Source organism: Salmonella bongori NCTC 12419 (assembly GCF_000252995.1).
GTDB lineage: Bacteria > Pseudomonadota > Gammaproteobacteria > Enterobacterales > Enterobacteriaceae > Salmonella > Salmonella bongori.
In genome coordinates, this window is record NC_015761.1 from 937274 (window position 1) to 950248 (window position 12975).

The following is a 12975-nucleotide window of genomic DNA, read 5'->3' on the forward strand; positions in this document are numbered from 1 at the left end:
CAGATTAATGATGATCGTTGCCACGCAGGTAAATGACCCAGTATGTCAACCCAACCAGCAAACCGCCGCCGATAATGTTACCGATCGTGACCGGAATCAGGTTATCAGTGATGAAGCTCATCACGGTCAGGTGAGAAAAACTTTCCGGAGATGAACCAACTGCGGTCCAGAATTCCGGTGTGGCGAAATCGCGTATTACAATACCCATAGGAATCATAAACATGTTTGCGATACTGTGCTCAAAACCGCTGGCGACAAACATGGCGACGGGCAGTACCATGATGAACGCTTTGTCCATCAGGCTGCGACCTGAGTAGCTCATCCACACGGCCAGACAAACCATCAGGTTCGCCAGAATACCGAGGCAGACAGCTTCAATAAAAGTGTGGTGCATTTTGTGGTCGGCGGTTTGCAGGACGTTAAGACCCCATTGACCGTTCGCAGTCATGTACTCGCCGGAAAGCCACATCAGTAACACAAAAAGCAGAGCGCCAATCAGGTTACCAAAATAGACGTTTAACCAGTTTTTGGCCAGTTGCCCCCAGGTGATACGACCGCTGGCTTTGGCCACAACGATCAGAACGGTGGAGGTAAAAAGATCAGCGCCGCAAATAACACAGAGAATCAGCCCCAAAGAAAAACAGATACCCCCGATAAGTTTTGCCATACCATAAGGCATCGCGGCAGTACCGGTTGTTGCAGTAATATAAAAAACAAAGGCAATTGAAATGAATACACCGGCAGTAATCGCCAGATAGAAAGTCTTAAGCGGATGCTTCGTTGCTTTATAGACACCTGCTTCTTCAGCCACTTTGGCCATCGCTGCAGGGAGTAAAAGGTCAAAAGGGTTGTCAGCTTTCACACTAACTCTCTCTTTATTAAGTCGGCGACGAGATACTAACAAAGCATTATAGATGAGAATTTGATGTAGATCATATCTCGCCTGGCTTATAGGCCCGCAAGTCGCATGATTTTTATGCAACTACGGTGTAACTTTTTGATTATCCAAATAAAAATAAATTTTAAAATTTATAAAGTGAGTTGAATCTTTTCTTTACTCCTCCGGATATACGGTTAATTAAAATGGAGTAATCAACAAATAAATTAACATTGCTATGTTAATTTATGTAATGCGAACAACTAATATTTAACCTCGTTATTACATTTTTTGCGGTTTATCGAAAATAAATAAAAAGGGCCCCCAAAGGCGCCCCGTAATATAACTCAGACGATAGGGTAAACCTACCCTAAGGTGCTCATATGGCCTTATTTTAACCAGTATGCCGCTTTCGCGCGTTGCAATTTTTCCCAGGCTTTTAACAGAGATTGATGGGCCGGGAATACTTGTAGATCGCTATCTACAGCCGGTAGTCCGTAAAAAGCCGCTTCGCCGCTCAGGGCAGCGCTGGCGGCTTCTACTGCTTCTGCGCCATACATCTTTATAAATGCATTAAGATATTGCAGCGGCTGACGCGCTTCTTCCTGTGACAACAGTAGGAGTGTTTGCAGGCAACGATAATAGTTTGCGCGTGCCGGAGTAAAGACCGACGCATTGAACTCCATCGTCCATTCCGTCCAGATCAGCGCCTGTTCCAGATCGCCGCCCGCTAACGCCAGCATCGCCTTTAACTCTCCGATACGCAGTGTATACCAACCGTTGTCCGATCCGGTCGCCAGACCCAGCAGTTCACGCACGCGGGTGAAGTCGTCAAACCCTTCTTCATCTAATTGTTCGATTAGGTTGAGATAGTCCTCTTTATCCCAGGCGCTGTCTGGCAACGAAAGCAGAGTCTCACGAAGATGGCTACCCATATTGTTGTTGGCCAGCCATAGATCCTCGGCAGGATAAATATCTGACATCCCCGGCACGATAATACGGCAGGTGTACACACCGAGATGTTCGTAGTCTGCAATGTAGACTTCTTTATCTTCAGCATTGAAGATAGCCATCAGTGTGGCAAATTCCTCTTCAGTGGTACCAGAGAAACTCCAGTCTGCGAACGGGTAATCGGCGTCCTGTTTGAACAGATCCCAGGAGATCAGACCGCTGGAGTCAATAAAGTGGGTCTCCAGATTGGTGTGTTCTGCGACCTCTTCATCATCGAACGTTGGCGGAGTGAAGACGTCAAGATCCTTCAGCCCGCGTCCCTGAAGCAGCTCAGTCACCGTACGTTCCAGCGCAACGCCAAAGTCAGGATGCGCGCCAAAAGAGGCAAAACAGGTGCCGTTCGCCGGGTTGAACAGGACCACGCAAATTACCGGGTATTTGCCGCCCAGCGAGCCGTCATAAGCGAAGATCGGGAAACCTTCCGCTTCCAGAGTGGCGATAGACGCCATTACCGCCGGATAACGTGCCATCACCTCGGCGGGAATTTCCGGGAGACTGATGCTTTCCGCAATAATGCGATTTTTCACATAGCGCTCGAAAACTTCCGACAATCCCTGAACGCGGGCTTCATTACGCGTATTGCCAGCCGACATCCCGTTGGAGACGTACAGGTTGCCAATGATATTCATCGGAATATACACCGTCTGGCTATCGGACTGACGGGTAAATGGCAGGCCGCAGACGCCGCGCTCTTCGTTACCGGACTGCAGATCGATAAGCTGACTTCCGGTGAGTTCATTCTCCGGATCATAAAACGCACGCAGACGGGCATCGAGCAGACCTTCCGGCACCTCGTCATTTTCGTTCAGCGGGAACCACTTTTCGTTCGGGTAATGCACAAATGGCCCATTGGCGACTGTTTCGCCAAGCCAGAAATCAGCAAAAAAGTAGTTAGTTGACAGACGCTCGAAGTATTCGCCCAGCGCCGAGGCCAGCGCCGCTTTTTTTGTCGCGCCTTTACCATTGGTAAAACATAGCGCGCACTCTTTATCACGAATATGCACTGACCAGACGTTAGGGACCGGATTCAGCCAGGAGGCCTCTTCGATATGAAAACCGAGGTCGAGTAACTTTTGCTGGAAGCGGGCGATGGAGTCTTCCAGCGCGGCGTCTTTGCCGGGAATAAATGTTTGCGTCATGAAAATCACTTTTGTCGTACGGAAAGCGCGCAATGATACGGGTTTTATGTGACGGGCGCTATCTCGCCGGGATCCCTGCGGAAATAAAAGTATTGGCTATGCTTTTACTCAGGATTTCACAGGAAGAGCATAAAAATGAAGGCGTTTGATTTGCAACGAATGGCACTGGACAAGGTGCCGGTAGAGTTTTTGGGGGAAGTGGCGCTACGCAGCTTTTATACCTTCGTTCTGGTATTTCTTTTTTTAAAGGTCACCGGGCGGCGTGGCGTGCGGCAAATGTCGCTTTTCGAAGTGCTGATTATTTTGACATTGGGCTCTGCGGCTGGTGACGTCGCGTTTTATGATGACGTTCCGATGCTTCCCGTGCTGGTGGTGTTTATCACCCTGGCGATGCTCTATCGTCTGGTCATGTGGCTGATGGCGCACAGTGAAAAGTTAGAGGATCTGCTGGAAGGTAAGTCGGTGGTCGTTGTCGAAGATGGCGAACTGGCCTGGGAAAAACTGCAACGCTCGAACATGACGGAGTTTGAATTTTTTATGGAGCTGCGTTTGAATGGCGTTGAACAACTGGGCCAGGTCAGACTGGCTATTCTTGAGACGAACGGGCAAATCAGCGTTTATTTCTTTGAAGATAAAGATGTGAAGCCGGGATTAAGTATCCTCCCTGAATACTGTACGCCACGCTTTACGGTGATACCGGAGGTTGGCGATTATGCCTGTATACGTTGCAGCGAAGTGGTACGAATGACCGTCGGTGAAAAACAATTATGTCCGCGCTGCGCAAATCCAGAATGGACGAAGGCAAGCCAGGCTAAACGCGTGGTTTAATAGCCAAAGTATCGGTTTTATACGCTTAATCCGGAAGATTCTGTTGTGTGATGCACGCCGCATTTTTCCCTCGACTTGTTTTACCCATTGCGGCGCGTGTCACTGAATGATAAAACCGATATCCACATGAATAACATTTGCCTGAGAGTTGTCAGGCAGATAACAATGCAGCGTGGTGAGGGGAAATGGCCCAGGTCTTTAATTTTAGTTCAGGTCCGGCAATGCTTCCGGCGGAAGTTCTTAAAATCGCACAACAGGAGCTGCGCGACTGGCACGGTCTTGGTACGTCGGTAATGGAAATCAGCCATCGTGGCAAAGAATTTATCCAGGTGGCAGAAGAGGCGGAACAGGATTTGCGCGATCTCCTTAATATCCCCTCTAACTATAAGGTGCTATTTTGCCACGGCGGCGGCCGCGGGCAATTTGCTGGCGTACCGTTAAATCTGCTGGGTGATAAAACCACGGCGGATTATGTTGATGCGGGTTACTGGGCAGCAAGTGCTATCAAAGAAGCTAAAAAATACTGCACGCCTAACGTCATTGACGCCAAAATGACCATTGACGGTCTGCGTGGCGTGAAGCCTATGCGTGAATGGCAGCTTTCCGATAACGCTGCTTATTTACATTACTGCCCGAATGAAACGATTGACGGCATCGCCATTGATGAAACGCCGGATTTTGGTTCGGATGTCGTGGTCACCGCCGATTTTTCTTCCACCATCCTTTCCGCACCGCTTGACGTCAGCCGTTACGGCGTAATTTACGCCGGCGCGCAAAAAAATATCGGCCCGGCCGGCTTGACGATTGTTATTGTGCGTGAAGATTTGCTGGGCAAGGCACATGTTGCCTGCCCCTCTATCCTTGACTACACCATCCTCAATGATAACGACTCGATGTTTAACACCCCGCCGACCTTTGCCTGGTATCTCTCAGGCCTGGTGTTTAAATGGCTCAAAGAGCAGGGCGGCGTGAAAGCGATGGATAGACTCAATCAGCAAAAAGCAGAGCTTCTGTATGGCGTGATTGATAGTAGTGATTTCTACTGCAACGATGTGGCGAAAGCAAACCGCTCGCGGATGAACGTCCCGTTCCAGCTGGCCGACAGCGCGCTGGATAAACTGTTTCTTGAAGAGTCCTTCGCAGCGGGTTTACATGCGCTGAAAGGCCACCGGGTCGTCGGCGGGATGCGCGCCTCTATCTATAACGCTATGCCGATTGAAGGGGTGCAAGCGCTGACCGATTTCATGATCGATTTCGAGCGTCGCCACGGATAATTCGTTTCTTTTGCCATCCCCACAGCTAGCCTGTGGGGTTTTTATTTCTGTTTTTTGAGAGTTAAGTTTCATGGAATCCCTGACGTTACAACCCATCGCGCGGGTCGATGGCGCCATTAATTTACCTGGCTCCAAAAGTGTTTCAAACCGTGCTTTGCTCCTGGCGGCTTTAGCTTGCGGTAAAACCGTTCTGACGAATCTGCTGGATAGCGATGACGTTCGCCATATGCTCAATGCCCTGAGCGCGTTGGGGGTTGATTATACCCTTTCTGCCGATCGCACCCGCTGTGAGATCATCGGCAACGGGGGAGCACTGCGTGCAAAAGGCGCTCTGGAACTGTTTCTCGGTAACGCCGGAACCGCGATGCGTCCGTTAGCGGCAGCGCTATGTCTGGGGCAAAATGAGATCGTGTTAACCGGCGAACCGCGTATGAAAGAACGGCCGATAGGTCATCTGGTTGATGCGCTGCGTCAAGGCGGGGCGAATATTGATTATCTGGAACAGGAAAATTACCCACCCCTGCGTCTACGCGGCGGTTTTACCGGCGGCGACGTTGAGGTTGACGGCAGCGTTTCCAGCCAGTTTCTTACTGCATTGTTGATGACGGCGCCGCTGGCAGCAAAAAACACAGTGATTCGCATTAAAGGCGAACTGGTCTCAAAGCCTTATATCGATATCACGCTAAATTTAATGAAAACCTTTGGCATAGAGATAGAGAACCACCACTATCAACAATTTGCCGTGAAGGGCGGTCAACAGTATCAGTCGCCGGGGCGCTATATGGTCGAGGGCGATGCCTCATCAGCTTCCTATTTTCTCGCTGCAGGGGCGATAAAAGGCGGTACGGTAAAAGTGACCGGCATTGGCCGCAAGAGTATGCAGGGAGATATTCGTTTTGCCGACGTGCTGGAGAAAATGGGCGCGACCATTACCTGGGGGGATGATTTCATTGCCTGCACGCGCGGCAAGTTGCGTGCCATCGATATGGATATGAATCATATTCCGGATGCAGCGATGACCATTGCTACGACGGCGCTGTTTGCCGAAGGTACTACTACGTTGCGTAATATTTACAACTGGCGTGTAAAAGAAACCGATCGCCTGTTCGCGATGGCGACCGAACTGCGTAAAGTTGGCGCGGAAGTCGAAGAAGGACACGATTATATCCGTATCACGCCGCCAGAGACACTCCATCACGCGGATATCGGCACTTACAACGATCATCGTATGGCGATGTGCTTCTCACTGATTGCGCTATCCGATACGCCAGTCACTATCCTGGATCCTCAATGTACCGCAAAAACATTCCCTGATTATTTCGAACAGCTGGCACGTATCAGTACGCCTGCCTGATCCGTCTTTGGCGCCAGCCGGCAGGCTGGCGCACCGATGTCCGTATTCGCACTATTTTTACAATTACGACTAATGCTAATTTGTTGATAATGTAACACATTGATTTATGTGTTTTTTATAATGATTATCAACGGAAGATTAGTATGAAAAATAAATCATTGCTATTGGCAGTCGCGATTTCCGCTACGCTGCTGGTGGGATGTAAAAATGGCGTGGATGACAATTTAATTGCCAGTTCCGGCATGTCAGCCTACAAAGCCGCCACTCTGTCTGATGCGGATGTCAAAGCATTATCTCATAATGCCTGTAAACAAATGGACAGCGAGAACCAACTGGCGGGCACGAAAAGCAAATACACCAAACGGTTAAATAAAATTGCTAAAGCGTTAGGCAATAATATCGACGGTACGTCGGTCAACTATAAAGTCTATATGACCAGTGATATTAATGCCTGGGCGATGGCAAATGGCTGCGTTCGTGTTTATTCCGGCCTGATGGATCTAATGACTGATAATGAGATTGAAGGCGTACTGGGCCACGAACTGGGCCATGTTTCCTTAGGGCACTCCCGCAAAGCGATGCAAACCGCTTATGCCGCGCTGGCGGCCCGCGATGCGATTTCCGCTACCAGCGGCGTGGCAGCGCAACTTTCCCGGTCTCAACTGGGCGATCTGGCGGAAGGGGTCATCAATTCCGCTTTTTCTCGTAGCCAGGAATCAGAGGCGGATGATTTCTCCTATGATTTGCTGAAAAAACGCGGAATCAACACCCAGGGCTTAGTCACAGCATTCGATAAATTCGCCACGATGGATGCCAGTCATGCGAAATCATTAATGGATTCTCATCCGGCTTCTGCCGACCGTGCGCAGCATATGCGCGACAGAATTGCTGAAGATAAAAAGTAAATCATTGTCATCTTTCGGGCTGGTTCTTCGTCAGCCCGCTATAATTGCGCAATTATTCCGCATCTGATTACAGACAAAACTGGTTTTTGCACGCAACATTAACGGTCGCGGGCGTTGGCGCGTATAATGCGCGGCGTTTACGTTAACAGTACGCCTGTTTAAGGAGATAAAGATGACGGCAATCGCCCCGGTAATAACCATTGATGGCCCAAGCGGTGCAGGCAAGGGCACCTTGTGCAAAGCAATGGCGGAAGCATTGCAATGGCATCTGCTGGATTCCGGCGCGATTTACCGCGTACTGGCGCTGGCGGCATTGCATCACCATGTTGATGTCGCTTCTGAAGATGCGCTGGTACCGCTGGCGTCCCATCTGGACGTGCGTTTTGTCTCAACAGACGGCAATCTGGAAGTCATTCTCGAAGGCGAGGATGTTAGCGGCGAAATTCGTACGCAGGAAGTGGCGAATGCCGCATCTCAGGTAGCGGCTTTTCCACGCGTGCGTGAAGCGCTTTTACGTCGTCAACGCGCGTTTCGCGAAGCGCCCGGATTAATCGCCGATGGCCGTGATATGGGCACCGTCGTCTTTCCGGATGCGCCGGTAAAAATTTTCCTTGACGCTTCCTCGGAAGAGCGTGCGCATCGCCGTATGCTACAGTTGCAGGAGAAGGGCTTTAGTGTTAACTTTGAACGCCTTTTGGCCGAAATAAAGGAACGCGACGATCGCGATCGTAATCGCGCTGTAGCGCCGTTAGTTCCTGCTGCTGATGCCTTAGTGTTGGATTCTACCCGATTAAGCATTGAGCAAGTGATTGAAAAAGCGTTACAATACGCGCGCCAAAAATTGGCTCTCGCTTAAAGGCGACCGAATTTGCAGTACCCCCGCTGCAAGGGAATGACAGTGGGTATGTTAAACAACCCCATCCGGCACGGAGCCAGGTGGACGTTAAATATGAAACCTGAAGATTAAACATGACTGAATCTTTTGCTCAACTCTTTGAAGAATCCTTAAAAGAAATCGAAACCCGTCCGGGTTCCATCGTTCGTGGTGTTGTTGTTGCTATCGATAAAGATATCGTACTGGTTGACGCTGGTCTGAAATCTGAATCCGCCATTCCGGCTGAGCAGTTCAAAAACGCCCAGGGCGAACTGGAAATCCAGGTGGGCGACGAAGTTGACGTTGCTCTGGATGCAGTAGAAGACGGCTTCGGTGAAACTCTGCTCTCTCGTGAGAAAGCTAAACGTCACGAAGCATGGATCACGCTGGAAAAAGCTTACGAAGATGCTGAAACTGTTACCGGTGTTATCAACGGCAAAGTTAAGGGTGGCTTCACTGTTGAGCTGAACGGTATTCGCGCGTTCCTGCCGGGTTCTCTGGTAGACGTTCGTCCGGTGCGTGACACTCTGCACCTGGAAGGTAAAGAGCTTGAATTCAAAGTAATCAAGCTGGACCAGAAACGTAACAACGTTGTCGTTTCTCGTCGTGCCGTTATCGAATCCGAAAACAGCGCAGAACGCGATCAACTGCTGGAAAACCTGCAGGAAGGCATGGAAGTTAAAGGTATCGTTAAGAACCTCACTGACTACGGTGCATTCGTTGATCTGGGTGGCGTTGACGGCCTGCTGCACATCACTGACATGGCCTGGAAACGCGTTAAGCATCCGAGCGAAATCGTGAATGTTGGCGACGAAATCAACGTTAAAGTTCTGAAGTTCGACCGCGAACGTACCCGTGTCTCCCTGGGCCTGAAACAGCTGGGCGAAGATCCGTGGGTTGCTATCGCGAAACGTTATCCGGAAGGGACCAAACTGACCGGTCGCGTGACCAACCTGACCGACTACGGCTGCTTCGTTGAAATCGAAGAAGGCGTTGAAGGCCTGGTTCACGTTTCCGAAATGGACTGGACCAACAAAAACATCCACCCGTCCAAAGTGGTTAACGTTGGCGACGTAGTGGAAGTAATGGTTCTGGATATCGACGAAGAACGTCGTCGTATCTCCTTAGGGTTGAAGCAGTGCAAATCTAACCCGTGGCAGCAGTTCGCAGAAACCCACAACAAGGGCGACCGCGTTGAAGGTAAAATCAAGTCTATCACTGACTTCGGTATCTTCATCGGCCTGGACGGCGGTATCGACGGCCTGGTTCACCTGTCTGACATCTCCTGGAACGTTGCAGGCGAAGAAGCAGTTCGTGAATACAAAAAAGGCGACGAAATCGCTGCGGTTGTTCTGCAGGTTGACGCAGAGCGTGAACGTATCTCCCTGGGCGTTAAACAGCTCGCAGAAGATCCGTTCAACAACTGGGTTGCTCTGAACAAGAAAGGCGCTATCGTAACCGGTAAAGTGACTGCAGTTGACGCGAAAGGCGCAACCGTAGAACTGGCTGACGGCGTTGAAGGTTACCTGCGTGCTTCTGAAGCATCCCGTGACCGCGTTGAAGATGCAACTCTGGTTCTGAGCGTTGGCGACGACGTTGAAGCGAAATTCACCGGTGTTGATCGTAAAAACCGTGCTATCAGCCTGTCTGTTCGTGCGAAAGACGAAGCTGATGAGAAAGATGCCATCGCAACTGTTAACAAACAGGAAGATGCAAACTTCTCTAATAACGCAATGGCTGAAGCATTCAAAGCAGCTAAAGGCGAGTAATTCTCTGAAACTTCGGGCGTTTTAGCCCGAAGTCTGACGAGTTTACTTGACAGATTGCGGGATTCGTCCTGTAATCAAGCACTAAGGGCGGCTACGGCCGCCCTTAATCAATCTCACGGCTGCAGCCAATTTGCCTTTAAGGAACCGGAGGAATCATGACCAAGTCAGAATTGATAGAAAGACTTGCAACCCAGCAATCTCACATTCCCGCTAAGGCGGTTGAAGACGCAGTAAAAGAGATGCTGGAGCATATGGCCTCGACTCTTGCGCAGGGCGAGCGTATTGAAATCCGCGGTTTCGGCAGTTTTTCTTTGCACTACCGCGCACCTCGTACCGGACGTAACCCTAAGACTGGCGATAAAGTGGAACTGGAAGGAAAATATGTTCCTCACTTTAAACCGGGTAAAGAACTGCGCGATCGCGCCAATATTTACGGTTAAGTTTTAACGCAAAACTTAAACCCGAAAAAAGCACCCTGAGGGTGCTTTTTTCATTTATATATTACCAGGCGCAATTGTTATTCAGCAGAAAACTGGAAAACATCTCGCATTTTTTGCTGTACCTTTCATTGGTCGGGTAAAAACCCTGGAATTCGTGCCGCACGGTACAAAATCCCTACCAGACAAGGGCTTCCGCAGCCTGCACACTTTCCTTCACAGGGAGGTGTCTATGAAAATAACAACAGTCAGCGTATGCGTATTATGCGGCATACTTCCACTCACAATATTGCCGACCTTACCTGACATGCACGTTCTTACGGTGCTGTTTTGTCTGGCGTGTTTGCTTTGCCTCATACCTCATCATTATGCGCGCTATGCAGCGTTAACATTGCTCTTTTTTCTGTGGGGAATATTTGCCGCCAGGCAGGTCCTCTGGGCGGGTAACGTCCTGCCTGCTGCCACGCAGGAGGCGACCGTCGAAATTACTGCTACCGATCATATAACGACCCATTATGGGCGAATCACCCATTTGCACGGAAAGCGGCTCTTTCCTGCTGTAGGGATTGTTCTGTATGGGCAGTATTTACCCACAGAGGTGTGCGCCGGGCAACAGTGGGCCATGACGCTGAAGGTCAGAGCGGTACACGGACAGCTTAATGAAGGGAGTTTTGACAGCCAACGCTATGCGCTGGCGCAGCACCAACCGTTGACCGGGCGTTTCTTGCAGGCTAAGGCAATTAACCCAACGTGCAGCCTGCGTGCGCGCTACCTTGCTTCGCTTCGCACCACGCTAGCGCCTTATCCATGGCAGCAGGTTATTCTGGCGTTGGGGATGGGAGAGCGGGTGGCGGTATCACAGGAGGTCAAGACCATCATGCGCGATACGGGAACGGCCCATTTGATGGCGATTTCTGGCTTACATATCGCTTTTGCTGCGTTATTAGCCGCTGGGTTAATCCGCGGTGGGCAATTTTTTCTGCCAGTCAGGTGGATATGCTGGCAGATACCATTGCTTGGCGGCATTCTTTGCGCCGTATTTTATGCATGGTTGACCGGTTTACAACCCCCTGCGTTACGTACCGTAGCCGCATTGAGCGTGTGGGGAGCATTAAAACTAAGCGGACGTCAATGGAGCGGCTGGCAAGTCTGGTGTTGCTGTTTGGCTGCGATTATTTTCATCGATCCTGTGGCGGTTATATCACAAAGCCTTTGGCTGTCAGCGTTTGCGGCTGCTGGTCTGTTATTCTGGTATCAGTGGTTCCCCGCACCACGCGGAAATTTTCCACGGAACGTACGCTGGTTGCTTAACCTGCTTCACTTACAGGTGGGCATTACACTTCTGCTTTTGCCTCTACAGGTGGCGCTTTTTCATGGCATAAGCGCCACCTCTATGCTGGCGAATCTTTTTGCGGTTCCCTGGGTTACGTTTGTGACGGTTCCGCTTATTCTGGCGGGAATGATTCTGCATTTAACCGGGCCACTTTTTCTTGAAGAGTGGGTATGGTTCCTGGCCGATCGCGCGTTAGCCGCGCTCTTTTACCTGTTGAACGCCCTGCCGCAGGGCTGGTTGAATATTGATCAGCGTTGGCAGTGGTTGGCGCTATCGCCCTGGTTCACGCTTATCGTGTGGCGATTAAATGTCTGGCGTACGTATCCGGCGATCTGTTTATCCGGATTACTGCTGATGAGTTGGCCATTTTGGCGACCGATAAACGCCAGCGGGTGGCAGGTACATATGCTGGATGTCGGGCAGGGGCTGGCGATAGCGATTGTCAGGGGCAATAAAGCAATACTCTACGATACTGGAAGAGCATGGCCGGATGGCGACAGCGGGCAACAGGTTATTATTCCCTGGTTGCGTTGGCATAATCTGACGCCGGAGGGCGTTATTTTGAGCCATGAGCATCTGGATCATCGGGGCGGACTGCGCTCGCTACAGCGGGTCTGGCCGTCAATGTGGATTCGCAGTCCGTTAGGCTGGCAGGGACATTGGCCCTGTTTTCGCGGCGAGCAGTGGCAATGGCAGGGGCTAACGTTCCACGCGCACTGGCCGTTACGCGAAAGTGCCGATCGAGGAAATAACCGCTCCTGTGTGGTCAAGGTGGATGATGGCGTACATAGCATCCTGCTCACGGGCGATATCGAAGCGGGGGCTGAACAAAAAATGCTAAGTCGCTACTGGCGACATCTTGCAGCGACGTTTATCCAGGTACCGCATCATGGTAGTAATACATCATCGTCGCTGCCGCTCATCCAGCGGGTACATGGTGTAGCAGCGCTGGCGTCCGCATCGCGCTATAACGCATGGCGACTGCCGTCCCGCAAGGTAGAACAGCGCTATCGACAACAGGCGTATCAGTGGCTTGATACCCCCCATCAAGGGCAAATTTCGCTGGCGTTTTCCCCGCAGGGCTGGCGTATACAAGGCTTACGGGCGCAAATTTTACCCCGTTGGTATCATCAGTGGTTTGGCGTGTCCGAGGATAACGGGTAGAATATGCGGC

General features: G+C 50.7%; 10 protein-coding genes. 8 read left to right on the forward strand and 2 right to left on the reverse strand.

Annotated elements, in window-relative coordinates:
* Nucleotides 1–4: 4 nt before the first annotated feature.
* Nucleotides 5–862 (reverse strand): formate transporter FocA, encoded by an 858-nt coding sequence (focA, locus tag SBG_RS04335; RefSeq protein ID WP_000642537.1) that lies wholly within the window; start codon nucleotides 860–862, stop codon nucleotides 5–7.
* A gap of 404 nt (nucleotides 863–1266) precedes the next feature.
* Nucleotides 1267–3027 carry a 30S ribosomal protein S12 methylthiotransferase accessory factor YcaO gene (gene ycaO / locus SBG_RS04340; protein ID WP_020843786.1) on the reverse strand — a complete coding sequence of 587 codons (1761 nt, stop codon included), beginning with the start codon at nucleotides 3025–3027 and terminating at the stop codon, nucleotides 1267–1269.
* 135 nt (nucleotides 3028–3162) lie between these two features.
* Here ycaO and SBG_RS04345 point away from each other — a divergent pair, with 135 nt between their 5' ends.
* From SBG_RS04345 to SBG_RS04380, 8 genes are all read left to right on the forward strand, one after another.
* Complete coding sequence (locus SBG_RS04345; RefSeq protein ID WP_000642861.1) at nucleotides 3163–3855, forward strand: DUF421 domain-containing protein; 693 nt, start codon at nucleotides 3163–3165, stop codon at nucleotides 3853–3855.
* A 185-nt stretch (nucleotides 3856–4040) separates the two neighbouring features.
* The gene (gene serC / locus SBG_RS04350; protein WP_000079583.1) at nucleotides 4041–5129 is read left to right on the forward strand and encodes a 3-phosphoserine/phosphohydroxythreonine transaminase; all 1089 of its coding nucleotides are present in this window, start codon (nucleotides 4041–4043) and stop codon (nucleotides 5127–5129) included.
* A 70-nt stretch (nucleotides 5130–5199) separates the two neighbouring features.
* The gene (gene aroA, locus SBG_RS04355; protein ID WP_000445206.1) at nucleotides 5200–6483 is read left to right on the forward strand and encodes a 3-phosphoshikimate 1-carboxyvinyltransferase; all 1284 of its coding nucleotides are present in this window, start codon (nucleotides 5200–5202) and stop codon (nucleotides 6481–6483) included.
* A 143-nt stretch (nucleotides 6484–6626) separates the two neighbouring features.
* Nucleotides 6627–7388, forward strand: coding sequence for a metalloprotease LoiP (gene loiP / locus SBG_RS04360; RefSeq protein WP_000792313.1), 762 nt, complete (start codon nucleotides 6627–6629; stop codon nucleotides 7386–7388).
* A gap of 172 nt (nucleotides 7389–7560) precedes the next feature.
* Nucleotides 7561–8244 carry a (d)CMP kinase gene (gene cmk, locus SBG_RS04365; protein WP_000125010.1) on the forward strand — a complete coding sequence of 228 codons (684 nt, stop codon included), beginning with the start codon at nucleotides 7561–7563 and terminating at the stop codon, nucleotides 8242–8244.
* 113 nt (nucleotides 8245–8357) lie between these two features.
* Nucleotides 8358–10031 (forward strand): 30S ribosomal protein S1, encoded by a 1674-nt coding sequence (gene rpsA, locus SBG_RS04370; RefSeq protein ID WP_000140319.1) that lies wholly within the window; start codon nucleotides 8358–8360, stop codon nucleotides 10029–10031.
* Nucleotides 10032–10186: 155 nt separating this feature from the next.
* Nucleotides 10187–10471, forward strand: coding sequence for an integration host factor subunit beta (gene ihfB, locus SBG_RS04375; protein WP_000167332.1), 285 nt, complete (start codon nucleotides 10187–10189; stop codon nucleotides 10469–10471).
* A gap of 229 nt (nucleotides 10472–10700) precedes the next feature.
* Nucleotides 10701–12965 (forward strand): ComEC family protein, encoded by a 2265-nt coding sequence (locus tag SBG_RS04380; RefSeq protein WP_000705768.1) that lies wholly within the window; start codon nucleotides 10701–10703, stop codon nucleotides 12963–12965.
* Nucleotides 12966–12975 lie beyond the last annotated feature (10 nt).